The organism is Streptomyces sp. CA-106110 (genome assembly GCF_050936285.1).
Taxonomy (GTDB): Bacteria; Actinomycetota; Actinomycetes; order Streptomycetales; family Streptomycetaceae; genus Streptomyces.
The window spans coordinates 2,206,225-2,221,588 of record NZ_JBNJNB010000001.1; the positions used below are offsets into that span (position 1 = coordinate 2,206,225).

Consider the following 15,364-nt stretch of genomic DNA (forward strand, 5'->3'; position numbering starts at 1 on the left):
GCAGTGGGGCCCGCCGGTCCTCCGGACGGGTCCCGACAACGTTGGGAGTTCGCATGGCCCTGTGGGACCGCATCAAGGAATCCGCCTCGACGATGCAGACCCAGCTCGTGGCGAAGAAGAACGATCTCAAGAGTGGAGCGTTCCGCGACGCGAGCATGGCGATGTGTGCGCTCGTGGCCGCCGCGGACGGCACGGTGGACCCGTCGGAGCGCCAGCGTGTGGCCCAGCTCATCGCCACCAACGAGGTGTTGCAGAACTTCCCGGCCGACGACCTGCGCCGCCGCTTCGAGGACAACCTGAACAAGCTCACCACCGACTTCGCCTTCGGCAAGGTCAGCGTGCTGCAGGAAATCGGCAAGGCGAAGAAGAAGCCCGCCGAGGCGCGTGCGGTGATCCAGATCGGCATCGTCATCGGCGGCGCCGACGGCAACTTCGACAAGGACGAGCAGGCGATCGTCCGGGAGGCGTGCTACGCGCTCGACCTGCCGCCGCACGAGTTCGACCTCTAAGAGTCATCCCGTGTTGGGATGGCCCCGGTCGGTCCCCGCGTAGGGATACCGCCGCTGGTTGCGGCGTTTCCTGCGCGGGCGGCTGCTCCGACGTGGTCCTTGTGCCGCTGATGGGCGGGTCGGGTCTCATTCGGGGTAGGCCGGAACCGGTCGGGGGCGCTTCGTCGAGCAGAGGCCCGCTGGCCGGGGATTCCCGGATCGTGGGCTGCCGCGTGGGTGCGGTCCCTGCTGGGGCGGACACCTCGCTGCGGTTGACTCGACAGGGCTTCTTGCAGCCCTGATGAGAACAAGGTCTGTGTGTTGCGGGCTTGGACGGTGTCCAGGCCCGCCGTGCTGGGATCGTCCGGATTTTGAATCCGCACGTGCGCGCCGAGTGCGGCGGAGACCATGTCGCGATCGGCGATCAGGCCGCAGGCGGTGCAGGTGTGTACCCGGTCGGAGAGGGTTTTCCGGACCTGTGCACCGCACAGACAGGTCTGCGACAGCTTCGTATGGAAGGTGGAGGCCCTTTGTAGGCGGGCGCCGGTCTTCTCGCACTCCTTGCCGATGGCGGCGATGAGCCGGCCAGGGGTGGTGGCTTGCAGGGCGCGGCCCCACAGCCGGAACCAGGTGCGGATGTCGCAATCCTCGACGGTCAGGTTGGCGCCGTGTTCGGCGACGATCCGTTCGGCTATGCGCCGTGCGCGGTGATCTTTCGCCGCGGCGGCGGTGGCCGCGGCCTCGGCGAGCTTCGCCCGATTGAGGCGGTAGCCAGCCGAGAGGGTGTCGTGGCGGTATGCCTGTTTGGGTACTCGGTTCTTGTTCGCCGCCCGCGCGCCGCCTGGTAAGTGGACTTGCTTGTCTCGGAGTCCGGCACCTTTGCGTCGTTCGGCACGGACCTGCTGGCGCCTCGAGGGCGCGTACTGGTCTGGGTTGGTGGAGCGGCGAGAGCGGTCGAGGGCACGTTACGGCCGCGTTCCTTGCGGCGGGCCTTTTCCAGTGCGACCAGTTCGGGGTCGGTCAGCTCGATGCGGGTGGAGCTGACCTCTCCGTCGGCTGGGTCGAATGTGTCCGGGAAAGAGACGACGGACAAACTGGAGACATTTCCGTCGATCCCACCCACCCGGCACAGCTCGACCGCGGCAGCCCGCCGGGCCCGGGTAGCCGGCGAGGCGTATCCCTCGGCGAGGACCATCAGGTGCGCCTCGTAGGCCCAACCGCCGAGAGCGCTCGCGTCCCGGCGGCGGACCAGGTCGATCTTGTGCCACGTCTGCGAATTGTTCAGGAAATGGACCAGCCATGGCCAGCGACCAGCACCGGCGGGCAGCCGCACGGGCAGCAGGAGGTCGCCGCGTTGGGAGTCTGCGCCGCCGTTAAATACGACGATCAGGGGCGCGGTGTGATCCCACCAGGTCGCGGCCCGTGTCTTCGGCTTTCCCTTCGCGGTAACTTCCCCGGTTTCCACGCACCGGGGCCGCCCTGGCGCGGGCATGCGTCGCGGCTGGGCGAGAACACTCGTCTGCGGCGACAGACAGGCTGCCTGTTCCGGCGTGGTGATGGCCGGGGCGAGGTCCCAGTGCCGGTAGGCGGCCAGGTGCCCGGCAAGAGTGCCGTGCAGTCGGAAAGTTTCCCATTTCCTGGCCGTAGTGTGCGAGCGGGCACGGCCTGGGATGCGGGTGTAGTCCCACCAGGTACCGGTCTTCGGCCGTCCGAACCGACGCCCACCCTCATCCGGAAACAGATGCCGACGGACGGATTCCCACACCTCGTCTGCCTGATGCATCACAAGGGCTTTGGTGACGTGCTGGCCGAGGTGCCTCGAGCGTTCCATGTGCCGGTACCCGCGGCGTTCCATGCCCTCGCGGGACAAGCCCAGCTCGAGACGCCACGCTTTCGTGTCCATCTCCCGACGCATGTCGCCAGCCCAGTAGGCATCGACCGCAGCCCGAGCATCGCGCCGAAGCGCACGCTTCACCGACCACATCGCCGAATACAGCTGCTCCACCCGACGCCGACTGTCGAGCCGGCTCACATCGAGCGGCAGCCGGATCACCGCGAGTTCGGTGTCGCCGCCGCGCGTCCGCCGCTTGCCCTTGTTCTTCCCGCGGAACCTGCGAGCTGACGTGTCAGAGGCAGGTGCAGCGTTGAGCAGCGAAGTACTCACGGCAGTCCACCTCCTTGGTCTACGGCAACGACGACAAGTTGTCTGGAACTTGGAAGCTTCGTCAAGCAAGGCCAAAGCTACAAACGCCCACTGACAACGACCGCCCAGGTCACCTGTGCTCGGCCTTTACTCTCCCTCCCCTGCGTTCTTCGTCTGGCCCATTGCACGAGTGTTGAACTCCCGCCTGGACCGAGCTCACCGGGCCGCAGGAGCGTCATCTCTTCGTCATCGTCCAGGTCGTCCGCCGGGCGCGAGACGAGACAGGCGCGTCGGCGTCGGTGACACATGGCCAGGGAACCGCACGACATCACCGTCTTCAGGGCAACTCTGGGCCGGACCCTTCCAGTTCATCGACGACTCTCCGGCCACCGCGGCTGCGTCTGCGGCCAGATCAGAACGCCGCGCCGCGGACCAGACGGCCGCACATCAGGTCGTCGGCTGCGCCCGGGACATCTGCGAGTACATCGTCTCGACACACCGCCCGCTTCCCGGCGCACACGGACGCGATCCACGCACCGGGCACCTGGCAGCAGGCGCACCACGGTGAGGCCGACTACCACGTTCTTCCTACCCGGTCTGACCGAGGCGCACCGGCGGCACGCGGAGCTGTGGGACGGCGCCGGGGCCGGGTGAGGCGCCCCGTACGTCACTTCCACCCCATCATGGTCTAGACCTTGCCGCGGACCGGCCCTGCCGCCACCATGGCCGATCATGGACACGTCCGTCGCCGCGCCCTCCCGGCTGTGGAGCCGTAACTTCGCGCTGTACTTCACCGCCCGCATCGTGTCGATGCTCGGCGACGCGATGATTCCGGTCGCGACGGCCGTCGCCATGCTCTCGCTCGGATACGGAGTGAGCGGAGTCGGATTCACGCTCGCGGCCTGGATGGGGGCGTTCGCCCTCTTCGTCGTCTTCGGCGGAGTGTTCGCGGACCGCTTCCACCCGAGGCCGCTGATGATCGGCGCCGATGTGGTGCGCTGCCTGGTCCAGGGGTCGCTCGCGGTCGGCCTCGGGCTCGGACACCCCCCGCTGTGGTTCCTCATCACCGGGTCGCTGCTCGGCGGAACGGCGACCGCGATGTTCCAGCCGGGCCTCACCATCCTGGTACCGCAGGTAGCGGCCGATCCACGCGAGGCCAACGGTGTTCTGAGGGTGAGCCAGGGGATCGCCACGATGGCCGGGCCCGCGCTCGCCGGACTGCTCGTCGCCACCACGTCGCCGTCCTCGGTGTTCGCTCTCGACGCGGCCACCTTCGCGGTCAGCGCGATCTGTCTGGTGGCACTGCGGCTGCCGCCGTTCACGGTGGACCGCGGGGCCTCCACACTCGAGAACCTGCGCGCCGGCTGGGTCGAGTTCCGCTCCCGGTCCTGGCTGTGGGGGGTCATCCTCATCTGGTGGGTGCTCGGCGTGCTGGTCTGGGGCCCGCTCACCCCGCTCGGCGCGGCATCCGTCATCGCCGCGCACGGCAAGGCGGCGTTCGGCTACGCCGAGGGCGCGTTCGGGGCCGGCTGCGTCCTCGGCGGCCTGGTCGCCCTCCGGATCCGGCCCTCCCGCCCCCTGTTCGGCGGCGGGCTCGCGATGTTCCTGTTCCCGCTGATGCCGCTGGCGGCGGCCCTGGTCCCCGCCCTGCCGCTGCTCATGCTCGGATACGGGGTGAGCGGGATCGGCTGGGCCTTCTGGGGCGTCCAGTGGGCCACCGCCGTACAGACCCAGATCCCGCAGGACCGGCTGGGCCGGGTGGCCGCCTACGAGGTCGCCGGCTCGATCCTCGCCGTCCCTCTCGGACAGACGATCGCGGGTCCCGCGGGCGCGGTCGTCGGCGTGCACCCGATGCTGCTGGCCGGCGCGGTCACCGCCGTCGGCTGCGCCGCCGCCCTCATCGCCGTACCCCCGATCCGCCGCCTCCGCCTCTCCCCCGGCACGGCCGTGACCGCACGGTCGCAGGCGCGGCCGGTCCACGAGAGCGCCGTGGACACCGAGGACCGCTCCTGAGCGTCGCCGGCGCGACACGCCGTCCCGGGCGGGACACCGGGCAACCGGCCGGCCGCAGGCCGGGCCGCGGTGCCGCGCTGCCCTCCGCACCGGGGGCAGCGGGCCGGTGGGACGACGAAGGGAACCTCTCCGGGGACGCGACGCGAGCGGGCTTCTAAAATCGCCGCCACGCTCAGTGGAACGCCCCATCCCCGAAGGAATCCGATGACCAGCGTGGACGAACCGGCACGACCAGGCGGCCGCAACCGCGACGCAGCCCGCACGAAGGCCGAGATCCTCGACGTCGCCACGCAGGAGTTCGCACGCGCCGGATTCGACGGGGCCCGGGTCGACGAGATCGCCGCCCGCACCAGCACCACGAAGCGGATGATCTACTACTACTTCGGCGGCAAGGAGCACCTGTTCACGGCCGTCCTGGAGCGGGCGTACGGGGCGATCCGCCAGGCCGTGCAGGAACTGGACGTCGAGGAACTGGACCCGGTGGCGGCGGTCCGCCGGCTCGCGGAGGCCCTCTTCGACCACCACGAGGCGCACCCCGACTTCATCCGGCTGCTCAACATCGAGAACCTGCACGGCGCCGAGCACATCGCCGCCTCGGAGCACCTGGACGCCATCGGGTCGCCCATGCTGGCGGTGACCGGCCGCGTCCTCGCGGCGGGCCGGACGTCGGGGCTGTTCACGGCCGACGTCGACGCGGTCGACCTGCACGCGCTGATCAACTCGTTCTGCTACTTCCGGGTCGCCAACCGGCACACGTTCGGCGCCGTCTTCGGCCGCGATCTGGCCGCAGCCGGCCGGCGCGAGCACTACCGCAGGATGCTCGGCGACATGGTCATCGCCTATCTGACGGCTGACCGTACCCGGGCCTGAGTGGCACCCAGCGCGAGCGATCCGGGCGCACCCGCACGGTGCACCCCGTCCGCCCCCGCGAGCCCGGCGCGGGCATCATGCGCCCGTCGCTCGCTCCGCCCGCGACCTACGACGTGCGCCCCACCGTCCGGGTGGGCGCGGGGACGGTCGTCGGCTGATCGTCATGTGCGGAACCTAACCTGACGTCATGTCACCTCGTCCTTTGCGCACCCTCGCCCTGGCGCTGTCGGTGGCTTGCGCTGAGCTGCGGTACGACCCGCTGCGCGCGGCCCTCATCGCCGTACGTCTGCTGCCGGCCCGGGTCCGGCGCTCACTGCGTCCGCTGGAGCGCGCACTCGCCGCCCGGGCCCACCCGACGGGGCCGTCGGCCGAGCCGTCTCCCGCTCGCGTACCGGCCCCGCGCGGGCGCCGGATCCTGCCCGTGCCCGGACGTGTGCTGCACCTGGTGACCGACGGGCTGCCCTACCGGCGGGCGGGCCACACCCTGCGCACCCAGGCGCTCGCCCGGGCGCAGTCGGCGGCGGGGCTCGATCCGCATGTGGTGACGCGGATCGGATTCCCGGTCACCCAAGGGGTGTTCGACGCCCGCCCACTGCATCTGCTGGACGGGGTGCCCCAGCACCGGCTCCTGCCGCGCCGGCTGCCGTACGGCTCCGGGCCGCTGCTCGCACGCAACGCGGAACTGGCCGGGCGGCTCGTCGAACGGCTTCGCCCCTCGGTGCTGCACGCGTCAGGCGACCACGGCAACGGCCGGGTGGCACTGGCCCTGCGGGCGACGTACGGAGTTCCCGTCGTCTACGAGGTGCACGGGTTCCCGGAGGAGAGCTGGCTGGCCCAGGCGCCCGGACGCACCGGGAGCGACGAAGGCTACGCCGCCCGGCTGGAGTTGGAGAGCTATTGCATGCGCGAGGCCGACGCGGTGCTCACGCTCGGCGAGGCGATGAAGGCGGAGATCGTGGCGCGCGGGGTACCGGAGGAGAAGGTACGCATCGTGCCCGTGGCCGTCGACCCGGTACTCCTCGAGCCGCGCCCCGATAGCAGCGCCCTGCGCACCCGTCTCGGCATCGGCCCCGAGGAGTACGTCGTCGGCACGGTCAGCGACCTCACCCGCAGCGAGGGCCCCGGCACCCTGCTGGAGGCCGGGGTCGAACTGCGCCGACGGGGAGTGCCCCTGCGGCTCCTGCTGGGGGGTGACGGGCCCGAACTCCGGCCGCTTCAGGCCCTGGCCGACCGGCTGGGGCTGACCGACGGGACGGCCCTGTTCACCGGCCGGGTGCCGCACGAGGAAGTGCGGGCCTACCACACCGCTCTGGACGTTTTCGCGCTACCGCGCACCGACGAGCGCCTCTGCCGGCTCGTGCCCTCTCACGAGCTGGTGGAGGCGATGGCGAACGGTCTGCCCGTGGCAGTAAGCGATCTGAGTGCCATGAGGGAGCTGGTCGAATCGGGAGTGAACGGCCGGCTGATCCCGCCGGGTTCGTCTCCGGCCTGGGCGGACGCCCTGGAAATGCTGTTCCACAGCCCCGAGCGCCGGGTCGCGTGGGGATCCGCTGCGCGGGCGGGCGTCGCCCGTGAGCGCACCTGGGCGCGGGTCGCCGCCACCACCCGGGGCACCTACCACGCCCTCGGATGCCTCTGAGCCGTCCCGCTCCCCCGGCCGTCGCGAGCCGGGTCGAAGGGCACCGCAGGGTCAAAGGCCGTGCGCCACCGGGTGACGCGGCTCGTACAGGCCGATGTCGCCTCCACCGGGGAGCCGGAAGCCGGCGATCCGGCCCCAGCGTGCCTCGGTGACCGGGCGGGTGAACTCGACTCCCTTCGCCACCAGTTCGGCCGTCGTGGCTTCGAGGTCGTCGCACATCAGCATCAGTTCGTGCGAGGGCTCGCCCTCGGCCGGGTGGAAGGCGACCTCCGCCGGCGGCGACTTGAAGATGAGCCAACCGTGTCCCGCGTCGACGTGCGGCCAGCCGAGGACGTCGCGGAAGAAGAGCCGGTCCGCCTCGGCGTCGCTGGAGTAGATCACGACATGCGCCCCATTGATCACGGACGGAGGGTAGCGGCAGCCGGCCGGAACGCCTCGCACGACGCGCCGGGCCGTGCGTTCGTCTGGCCGTGTCGGAGCGACAGCGGCGGGCAGCAGTCGGGGGGCGCTCGTGACATTTCAGGCGCTCCCGGGCTGGCTGTCTTCACGGAGGGAGCGGATCGCTCCCAGGTGCCCTCATGCACGGAACGGATCTTCCCGGGCCAACCTCACGGAATCAGCGGACGAGACCGGCCGACCACCCAGGGACCCGGTGATCGCCGGGCACTCGGCCGTCCGCACCGGACCGTGCGGCACGACCTCAACTGCCGCCCGGCGCCTACCGTTCCACGCTCGCGTCGAGCAGTGGCCCGAGTTCCCGCGCCACGGTCGTCAGGGCACGTACGTCCCGTTCGGCGCGGGCCATCAGCAGAGCCCCCTCCAGCGCGCTGATCATCAGTGTGGCGAGCGCCTCGGCCCGCTCCTCGGGGACCCCCATCTCCGTCAGCGCCTCGGCGACGGGCCGCGTCCAGCGCGCGAAGGCCGCCGCGGCGGCCGTGCGTGTGGAGTCGGTGGACTGAGCGCAGTCCACGGTCGCCGCCGCGACCGGGCAGCCGCCGACGAAACCGGTTGCCTCGTACTCGTCCGTCCACTGCCGCACCATCGCGGCGAACAGCCCGCTCGGCGTCGGCTCGGCCAGGCTCGCGAGGAACCGGTCGATCCGCCGGGCCGCATACCGGCCGGCCCAGTCCACCGCCTCGTTGACGAGCTGCTCCTTGCCGCCCGGAAAGTAGTGCTGCAGCGAGCCGCGCGGCGCCTGCGCGTGCGCGGCGACCTCCCGCATACCGGTCGCGCTCACCCCGTCGCGCCGGATCAGCTGGGCCGCGCTGAAGACCATCCGCTCGCGCGGCCCCCGCTCGGACACCGCCATCCCAGACCTCCGACTCGCCGAACCGCCACGCGTCCCACCCTATGACCGACGTCATAACCGCCGCTACTATGACCGCTGTCATAGAAGGCCCTCCAGGCACGGAGGGCCGCCTCCAAGCGAAGGCGGTGCATCGTGGACGTCGGCTTCATCGGTCTGGGAGTGATGGGGCAGCCGATGGCACTCCGGCTGGCCCGGTCCGGCATGCCGCTGGTCGTCTGGAACCGCACGTCGGCCCGCACCGCGCCGCTGCGTGCCGCCGGCGCCGAGGTGGCGGCCGACCCGGGCGAGGTGTTCGCACGGACGGACGTGGTGATCCTCATGCTGGCGGACGACCTCGCGATCGACTCCACGCTGGGCCGCGGCACCCCCGACTTCGCCCGCCGGGTCGCCGGACGCGTCGTCGTCCACATGGGCACGACCTCGCCGGGCTACTCACGTGATCTCGAGGCCGATGTCCGGGCGGCGGGCGGCAGCTATGTCGAGGCTCCCGTCTCCGGCTCCCGGGTGCCTGCCGAGAACGGGCAACTGGTCGCGATGCTCGCCGGCCAGGAGGCGGCGGTGGACCTCGTACGGCCGCTGCTCACCCCCATGTGCCACGAGACGTTCCTGTGCGGCCCCGCGCCGAACGCCCTGCTGATGAAGCTCTCGGTCAACCTGTTCCTGATCACCCTGGTCACGGGGCTCTCGGAGGCGTACCACTTCGCCGATCGGCACGGCCTCGACCGGCGTCTGTTCCTCGACGTCCTGGACGCGGGACCCATGGCGAGCGGCGTGTCCCGCATGAAGGCACCCAAACTGCGGGAGCGCGACTTCGCGGTGCAGGCGGCGGCCCAGGACGTCCTGAAGAACAACCGGCTGATCGCCGAGGCCGCCCGCAAGACGGGCGTGGCCTCGCCGCTCCTCGACGTCTGCCACGCCCTCTTCGAGGAGACCGTGTCGCTGGGGTGCGGCGACGAGGACATGGTGGCCGTTCTGCGGGCGCTCGAGGCCCGTACCGCCGACGGCCTCTCCGGCTAGCCGTTGATGGCACCCTTGGGAATGCCGTAGGCCCGCTCCACCCGCAGCCGGAGCACCAGGCGACGGTCGCGGACCATGGCGGCGCGGTAGTCGTCCCAGTCGGGGTGCTCGCCCTGGACGTCGCGGTAGAGCCGGACGAGTTCCTCGACGGTCTCGTCGTACGGGTCCTGCGCGACGGGCGAGAGGTCGGCGGTTCCCTCGGCGACGGCGTACGCCCACCGGTCGCCGCTGGTCACGTGGTACGAGGCCCGCGGATCCCGGCGCAGGTTGCGCGTCTTGGCGCGGTCGTCCGTGAGCGACACACGGATGACGCGCCCTTCAGGGTCGTAGGCGTGGTTGACGTTCGACAGCTGGGGCCGGCCGTCCCGTTTGAGGGTGACAAGCACCCCGCCGTTGCTCTCGGAGAGCAGCGCGAGCAGTGTGTTCTGGGTGGCGTCCTGAGTCATACCTGGCTCAACCCACCCAGTCGGGCCCGGCATTCCCGGGTGGACACTGTCTACGGCGGCTGGTAGACAGTGTCTATGACCGATGAAGAGATGGGACTGCGGACCCGGCTGGTCGACGTCGGTGTCGACCTGGTGGCCACCGAGGGCGTGCAGGCGCTGACGCTGCGGGAGATCGCCCGCCGGGCGGGGGTCTCCCACGGCGCCCCGCGCCGCTACTTCCCCACCCATCTGGAGCTGCTGTCGGCCATCGCGCGGCGTGGCTTCACCGACCTCGCGATGCGGGCGGCCGAGGCGGTCGGCGACGGCACGGCAAGCCCACGGCAGCAACTCACCGCCCTGGGCCGCGCCTATCTGGACTTCGCGCTCACCCATCGCGGCATGCACGAGCTGATGTTCCGTCACGATCTGCTGGAGAGCGGCCACCTGGGCCTGCGCGAGACGAGCCTTCCGCTGTTCTCCATGCTGGTGGACCTGGTCGGCGGCACCAGGCCGGACGCCGACGCCCCGCTCGTCGCGGGCTCCCTGCTGGCGAGTCTGCACGGTATCGCCCAGCTGTGGAGCTGGGGCAGTCTGCAACTCGCCACTGGGATCGATGACTTCGAGCCTCTCCTCAGGACCGCCCTGGACGCGCACCTCGGCCCGGAGAGCCGGTGAGCTGGCATCGCGGACCGGCACTCGGGGTGGGAGCGGTGATCATCGCCCTGGACGGCACCGTGCTCACCGTCGCGCAACCCACCCTGCAACGGGATCTGCACGCATCCCTGACCCAGGTGCAGTGGACGAGCACCGGCTGTCTCGTCGCGGTGGCGAGCCTGCTGGTCTTCGTCGGCCGACTCGGCGACCGGTACGGCCGGCTCGGGATCCGGGCCGCCGGCCCATCGGATGTCCACGCAGTCAGGTCGTCACGGAAGGATCGGCGCCGGTTCCGAACGGGAACATGAAATGTTGGAAGCGGAAACCCCGGAAGGCACCGGGAAAGACCGGAGGAGAACGATGGGACACCTGCGGCAAGAGGTGGAACCGGACGAGGTCGGCCTCGACCCGAAGGCGCTGGACCGCCTGGACCAGCACTTTGCCCACGAGGTCGACGACGGCCGGCTGCCCGGCTTTCTGGTGGCCGTCTCCCGGCGCGGCCGCACGGCCCACCTCACCACGTATGGACACCGTGACGTCCGGGAAGGGTTGCCGGTCGAGACCGACACGGTGTGGCGGATGTACTCCATGACCAAGCCGGTCACGTCGGTCGCAGCGCTGATCCTCCTGGAGGAGGGCCACTTCGGGCTGGACACGCCCATCGCCGACTTCCTGCCGGCATTCGCCGAACCGCGGGTGTACGTGGACAGATCGGGCCCCACCGTGCGCACCCGGCCCGCCGAGCGGCCGATCCTGGTCCGCCATCTGCTCACGCACACGGCGGGACTGACGTTCGGCTTCTACCACTCGCACCCCGTGGACGCCCTGTACCGGGAGGCGGGCATCGAGTCGTCGGTGGTTCCCGGCACGAACCTGGCGCAGACGTGCGAGGCGTACGCACGGCTGCCGCTGCAGTTCGAACCGGGCGCGCAGTGGAACTACTCGGTGGCGACCAACGTGCTGGGCCGCCTCGTGGAGGTGGTGTCGGGCCAGGACCTGGACGCCTTCCTCGCCGAGCGGATCTTCACCGCCCTCGGGATGGAGGACGCGGGCCTGTGCGTCACCGAGGCGCAGGCGCCCCGGCTCGCGGAGCTGTACGGCGACACCGAGGACGGCGGTATCACTCCGATCCCCGGACTGCCCCTGCACGGCCGGCCCCGTTTCCTCTCGGGCAGCGGAGGCATGGTGGCGACTGCGCACGACTACCACCGCTTCATGGAGTTGCTCCGCCACGGCGGCGAACTCGACGGCACTCGGCTGCTGAAGGCCGACACGGTCGCCTCGATGACCTCGAACCATCTGCCGGGCGACGCCGACATGTGCTCCTACGGCAGCCGGGTCCACCATGACAGCGGCAAGGCGGGCCTCGGCTTCGGCCTCGGCGTCTCCGTCGTCACCGACCCCGAACTCACCCGATCGCCCGCGGTGCTCGGCGCGTTCGGCTGGAGCGGAGTGGCCACCACGACGTTCTGGGTGGACCCGCACCACGATCTGACGGTCCAGTTCCTGACCCAGCTGCGTCCCACGGGCTCGCACTCCGTCTATCCGGAGCTGAAGCGCCTCATCCACGAGGCCGTGGCCGGCTGACCGGCCAGCGGTGACGTCCCCCGGGGTGCCGCGGGCGCGGCGGCCGGCGTCGGGCCGACGCCGTCTCGGCTGCCGCGCACCCGCTCACGGACTGCGCCCTCACGCGCAGGAACAGGGCGGCGCCCCGATCACGAGGAGTGGACCACCGCGTCCAGGTGCGGCAGGTAGTGGTCGAGCCGTTCCCGCTTGGTGCGCAGATACGTGATGTTGTTCTCGCAGGGCGGTATCAGCAGCGACACCTGCTCGTCGACCTTGATGCCGTGCCGCAGCAGCGCCTCCCGCTTGCGCGGGTTGTTGGAGAGCAGCCGTACGGACCGTACGCCGAGGTCGTGCAGTATCTCCGCCGCGACCCGGTAGTCCCGCGCGTCCACCGGCAGACCGAGGGCGAGGTTGGCCTCGACGGTGTCCAGACCCTCGGACTGGAGCTTCATCGCGCGCAGCTTGGCCAGCAGGCCGATGCCGCGTCCCTCGTGGCCGCGGAGGTAGACGAGTATGCCGCGGCCCTCGGCCACGATCTCCCGCAGCGCGGTGGAGAGTTGAGGCCCGCACTCGCAGTGCGTGGACCCGAAGGCGTCCCCAGTCAGGCACTCCGAGTGGAGCCGGGTGAGCATTCCCTCTTCCTCGATGTCGCCGTAGACCAGCGCCACTTGCTCCTCACCACGGTCGCGGTCCAGGTAACCGTAGGCCTGGAAATCACCGTACTTGGTAGGCAGGGGCGCGTTCACGACTCGGGTGACCCCGAAAGAGGGGGCATTCACGACTCGGGGAACTCCCGAGAGGTGGGCATTCCCGCCGAGCACGCCGTCAACGTCTGTCATGATCTGTTCCTATCTGGTAAGCGCAGGCGGTACGAGACGAAAGGCCGTGAAAAGATGAGCGGTTCGGGAACTGCGGATACTGCTGGGACGCCGCCGACAGGTGACGCGGTTGCCTCCGCGATGTCGTCCGCGCACACCTCGGGTGTGCTGCCGTCGGACACGTCCCAGGACGTACGGACCAGGGCGGCGGGTCCGTACCGTCAGGTCGCCGTTCTGCCCGTGGGGAGTTACGAACAGCACGGCCCCTGCCTTCCGCTGGCGACCGACACACTGGTCGCCTGCGCGATCGCCCGCGAGATCGCCGCAGCGTATCCCGTTCACCTCCTTCCTCCGGTGACGATCTCCTGCTCGCACGAGCACGCGGCCTGGCCGGGAACCGTGAGCATCTCCTCCGTCACCCTTCATGCGGTGGTACGGGACATCGCGCAGTCGCTCCGTCGCTCGGGCGTCGAGGCCCTGGTGGTGGTCAACGGTCACGGCGGGAATTACGTCCTCGGCAATGTCGTCCAGGAATCCGCGGACAGCGGTGTCCGTATGGCGCTTTTCCCGGCCCCGGAGGACTGGGAGGCGGCCCGGGAGCGGGCCGGTGTGCGCACCTCGCTGCTCAGCGACATGCATGCCGGGGAAATCGAGACCTCCATTCTGCTGCACTGCCATCCCGAATTGGTCAGGCCCGGTTACGAGTCCACGGATTTCATCGCCGACGACCGCAGGCATCTCCTCACCCTCGGTATGTCGGCCTATACGGAGTCCGGTGTCATCGGGCGTCCTTCACTCGCTTCCGCGGAGAAGGGGAAGCAGTTGCTCGCGACGCTCGCCGACTCTTTCGAGACGTATTTCTCCCTGGTCGCCTCGGACGCATCCGCTGGCGGCGCACCGAAGACATCCGATCCCGAGGCTCCGCACCGCTTGTGACGCAGCGTCAGGTCTGCAGGCCGCGCTGCGGGAGGTGAGCGCGGGTAGGGACAGTGCGGCGAGGCGGCACGGAGCGCGTGGGGGGTACGCTCCGGGCCGCCCGGTCCATGGGGCCGCGCCGGCGCCGCGGCGGTGACTTCGCCCGCGTTCGCCGGAGCCGATTCCGCCTCCCCCGGCGCCCTCTCCGCACCGGCAGTGCGGGCTTCGCCGCCGTCCTCAGGAGTTTCCGTGCCGGCGATCGCGGCGTCCTGCGCACTCCCGGCCGTCTCCGCGTCCGCGGTGCGGGCTTCGCCGCCGTACTCAGGGGTTTCCGTGCCGGCGATCGCAGCGTCCTGAGCGCTCCCGGCCGTCTCCGCGTCCGTCCGCCGGGTCCTCAGTGCTGTCGACCACCGGGCGAGGAGGACCAGGAGCCCGGGCAGACTCGCGACGAAGCTGAGGACGCCGTACACCACCGCGACGCTCAGGCCGCTGTCCGCGCCGAGGCCGGCGGCGCCGAAGGCCCAGGCGGTGACGCCCTCCCGGGGACCCCAGCCGCCGACGTTCAACGGCAGGCCCATGGCGATGAGCGCGAGCAGCGCCAGCGGCAGCAGCATGAGGGGAGATGCCTGCGATCCGGCGACCCGAGCGGCCACCAGGAACATCAGCAGGTGCCCGGCCAGCACGACGACGGACGACACCAGCACGGCCGGCCAACTGCCCCTGGCGAGCAGGGCACTTCGCGCCTCGGCCAGCAGGGCGGCGAACGAGCGGCGCCGGCGCGACGGGCGGGGTGCCCGGCCCATCCGCACGGCCGCCACGATGGCGACCGCGCCGAGTGCGGCGAGCGCCAGCAGGGCGGCGAGATGGCGAGCCTCGACCAGCACCGGTGAGGGCAGCGTGAGCAGGACCGGCACGCCGACGGCGATGAGGGCCACCTGCCCCGCCGTGCGTTCCAGGACCACGGCGCGGACGCCACGGCCGATGTCGCCCGCACTCTGCCCGTGCCGCACCGCACGGTGCACATCACCGAGCACGCCGCCGGGGAGCGCCGCGTTGAGGAACAGCGCTCGGTAGTAGTCGGCGACGGCGGGACCGAGCGGCAACCGGATGCCCAGCGCACGGGCCACCCGGCACCAGCGCCAGGCGCTGAACACGGTGGTCAGCACACCGATCGCGAGCCCGGCCAGCAGGGTGGGGGCATCGATCCGCCGCAGCCCGTCCAGGAACACCCCGGTGCCGAGCCGCCACAGCAGCACCCCGAGGATGACAGCCCCGGCGATCGTGCCGAGGTGCGTGCGCAGGGCGCGCAGCACGGGACGGCGGGCGCGCGGCGCCTCGGTCCCGGCCGGACCGGTGTCCGCCCCGGCGGGCGCGGCCGTCCGCGGTGCCGGAACGGCGACCGCGCTCCTCGTCGTCCCACGCGCGGTCTGCGGCGGGATAGTCTGCGCGGCCGGCACCGTGCTGCCCTCGGCCCTGCGCATCGCCTCCCCCGCCTCCACCACGGAGG

At 71.0% G+C, this 15,364-nt stretch carries 14 protein-coding genes and 2 pseudogenes; 9 read left to right on the forward strand and 7 right to left on the reverse strand.

Translation table 11 applies throughout. The features are described 5' to 3' along the window. Positions 1 to 53: 53 nt before the first annotated feature. On the forward strand, positions 54 to 509 hold the full coding sequence (locus ACQEXA_RS10220) for a tellurite resistance TerB family protein (protein WP_360999519.1): 456 nt from the start codon (positions 54 to 56) through the stop codon (positions 507 to 509). On the opposite strand, the gene ACQEXA_RS10225 is transcribed toward ACQEXA_RS10220, so the two are convergent. Together ACQEXA_RS10225 and ACQEXA_RS10230 are read right to left on the reverse strand one after the other, a co-directional pair. After that, complete coding sequence (locus ACQEXA_RS10225) at positions 506 to 1,183, reverse strand: zinc ribbon domain-containing protein (protein ID WP_433134505.1); 678 nt, start codon at positions 1,181 to 1,183, stop codon at positions 506 to 508. The genes ACQEXA_RS10220 and ACQEXA_RS10225 overlap by 4 nt on opposite strands. Continuing rightward, positions 1,180 to 2,652, reverse strand: coding sequence for a transposase (locus tag ACQEXA_RS10230; protein WP_433129487.1), 1,473 nt, complete (start codon positions 2,650 to 2,652; stop codon positions 1,180 to 1,182). Before ACQEXA_RS10230 ends, ACQEXA_RS10225 begins: the two co-directional genes overlap by 4 nt. A gap of 711 nt (positions 2,653 to 3,363) precedes the next feature. Here ACQEXA_RS10230 and ACQEXA_RS10235 point away from each other — a divergent pair. The 3 genes from ACQEXA_RS10235 (at position 3,364) to ACQEXA_RS10245 (ending at position 7,153) form a co-directional block, all read left to right on the forward strand. Further along, positions 3,364 to 4,644: an MFS transporter gene (locus tag ACQEXA_RS10235; RefSeq protein WP_432935170.1), complete on the forward strand. Its 1,281-nt coding sequence runs from the start codon at positions 3,364 to 3,366 to the stop codon at positions 4,642 to 4,644. A gap of 204 nt (positions 4,645 to 4,848) precedes the next feature. Further along, positions 4,849 to 5,514, forward strand: coding sequence for a TetR family transcriptional regulator (locus ACQEXA_RS10240; RefSeq protein ID WP_433129489.1), 666 nt, complete (start codon positions 4,849 to 4,851; stop codon positions 5,512 to 5,514). Positions 5,515 to 5,701: 187 nt separating this feature from the next. Next, a complete protein-coding gene (locus ACQEXA_RS10245) occupies positions 5,702 to 7,153 on the forward strand; it encodes a glycosyltransferase family 4 protein (RefSeq protein ID WP_433129491.1) in 1,452 nt (483 codons plus the stop codon). A gap of 51 nt (positions 7,154 to 7,204) precedes the next feature. On the opposite strand, the gene ACQEXA_RS10250 is transcribed toward ACQEXA_RS10245, so the two are convergent. Both ACQEXA_RS10250 and ACQEXA_RS10255 read right to left on the reverse strand, forming a co-directional pair. Further along, entirely contained in the window at positions 7,205 to 7,555 is a 351-nt protein-coding gene (locus ACQEXA_RS10250) for a VOC family protein (RefSeq protein ID WP_432935167.1), read from the reverse strand. A gap of 316 nt (positions 7,556 to 7,871) precedes the next feature. Beyond that, complete coding sequence (locus tag ACQEXA_RS10255; RefSeq protein WP_432935166.1) at positions 7,872 to 8,462, reverse strand: TetR/AcrR family transcriptional regulator; 591 nt, start codon at positions 8,460 to 8,462, stop codon at positions 7,872 to 7,874. Between the two features lie 132 nt (positions 8,463 to 8,594). Here ACQEXA_RS10255 and ACQEXA_RS10260 point away from each other — a divergent pair, with 132 nt between their 5' ends. Continuing rightward, on the forward strand, positions 8,595 to 9,479 hold the full coding sequence (locus ACQEXA_RS10260) for an NAD(P)-dependent oxidoreductase (RefSeq protein ID WP_433129493.1): 885 nt from the start codon (positions 8,595 to 8,597) through the stop codon (positions 9,477 to 9,479). Here ACQEXA_RS10260 and ACQEXA_RS10265 read toward each other — a convergent pair. Next, a complete protein-coding gene (locus ACQEXA_RS10265) occupies positions 9,476 to 9,925 on the reverse strand; it encodes a PPOX class F420-dependent oxidoreductase (protein WP_433129495.1) in 450 nt (149 codons plus the stop codon). The two genes, ACQEXA_RS10260 and ACQEXA_RS10265, sit on opposite strands and share 4 nt — an antisense overlap. 75 nt (positions 9,926 to 10,000) lie before the next feature. Here ACQEXA_RS10265 and ACQEXA_RS10270 point away from each other — a divergent pair, with 75 nt between their 5' ends. The 3 genes and pseudogenes from ACQEXA_RS10270 to ACQEXA_RS10280 all read left to right on the forward strand — a co-directional run bounded on the left by ACQEXA_RS10270 (position 10,001) and on the right by ACQEXA_RS10280 (position 12,145). Further along, on the forward strand, positions 10,001 to 10,579 hold the full coding sequence (locus ACQEXA_RS10270) for a TetR/AcrR family transcriptional regulator (protein WP_432935164.1): 579 nt from the start codon (positions 10,001 to 10,003) through the stop codon (positions 10,577 to 10,579). Next, positions 10,576 to 10,800: pseudogene (locus ACQEXA_RS10275) on the forward strand (MFS transporter); the annotation flags it as partial. The gene ACQEXA_RS10270 and the pseudogene ACQEXA_RS10275, both read left to right, overlap by 4 nt. Before the next feature lie 118 nt (positions 10,801 to 10,918). Further along, entirely contained in the window at positions 10,919 to 12,145 is a 1,227-nt protein-coding gene (locus ACQEXA_RS10280; RefSeq protein WP_432935163.1) for a serine hydrolase domain-containing protein, read from the forward strand. 128 nt (positions 12,146 to 12,273) lie between these two features. Here the strand turns inward: ACQEXA_RS10280 and ribA are convergent, their stop codons facing one another. Next, a complete protein-coding gene (ribA, locus tag ACQEXA_RS10285; RefSeq protein WP_432935162.1) occupies positions 12,274 to 12,963 on the reverse strand; it encodes a GTP cyclohydrolase II in 690 nt (229 codons plus the stop codon). A gap of 120 nt (positions 12,964 to 13,083) precedes the next feature. Between ribA and ACQEXA_RS10290 the strand changes: the two genes are divergently transcribed. Continuing rightward, complete coding sequence (locus ACQEXA_RS10290; protein ID WP_433129497.1) at positions 13,084 to 13,878, forward strand: creatininase family protein; 795 nt, start codon at positions 13,084 to 13,086, stop codon at positions 13,876 to 13,878. 362 nt (positions 13,879 to 14,240) lie between these two features. On the opposite strand, the pseudogene ACQEXA_RS10295 reads toward ACQEXA_RS10290, so the two are convergent. Continuing rightward, positions 14,241 to 15,338: pseudogene (locus ACQEXA_RS10295) on the reverse strand (lysylphosphatidylglycerol synthase transmembrane domain-containing protein); the annotation flags it as partial. Between the last annotated feature and the right edge of the window lie 26 nt (positions 15,339 to 15,364).

What these genes read in the sequence shown, in the direction of transcription:
- ACQEXA_RS10240 (WP_433129489.1), top strand. Translation starts at nt 4,849, where the DNA reads ATGACCAGCGTGGACGAACCGGCACGACCAGGCGGCCGCAACCGCGAC.
- ACQEXA_RS10280 (WP_432935163.1), top strand. Translation starts at nt 10,919, where the DNA reads ATGGGACACCTGCGGCAAGAGGTGGAACCGGACGAGGTCGGCCTCGAC.
- ACQEXA_RS10290 (WP_433129497.1), top strand. Translation starts at nt 13,084, where the DNA reads ATGTCGTCCGCGCACACCTCGGGTGTGCTGCCGTCGGACACGTCCCAG.
- ACQEXA_RS10270 (WP_432935164.1), top strand. Translation starts at nt 10,001, where the DNA reads ATGACCGATGAAGAGATGGGACTGCGGACCCGGCTGGTCGACGTCGGT.
- ACQEXA_RS10220 (WP_360999519.1), top strand. Translation starts at nt 54, where the DNA reads ATGGCCCTGTGGGACCGCATCAAGGAATCCGCCTCGACGATGCAGACC.
- ACQEXA_RS10255 (WP_432935166.1), bottom strand. Translation starts at nt 8,462, where the DNA reads ATGGCGGTGTCCGAGCGGGGGCCGCGCGAGCGGATGGTCTTCAGCGCG.
- ACQEXA_RS10235 (WP_432935170.1), top strand. Translation starts at nt 3,364, where the DNA reads ATGGACACGTCCGTCGCCGCGCCCTCCCGGCTGTGGAGCCGTAACTTC.
- ribA (WP_432935162.1), bottom strand. Translation starts at nt 12,963, where the DNA reads ATGACAGACGTTGACGGCGTGCTCGGCGGGAATGCCCACCTCTCGGGA.
- ACQEXA_RS10245 (WP_433129491.1), top strand. Translation starts at nt 5,702, where the DNA reads ATGTCACCTCGTCCTTTGCGCACCCTCGCCCTGGCGCTGTCGGTGGCT.
- ACQEXA_RS10265 (WP_433129495.1), bottom strand. Translation starts at nt 9,925, where the DNA reads ATGACTCAGGACGCCACCCAGAACACACTGCTCGCGCTGCTCTCCGAG.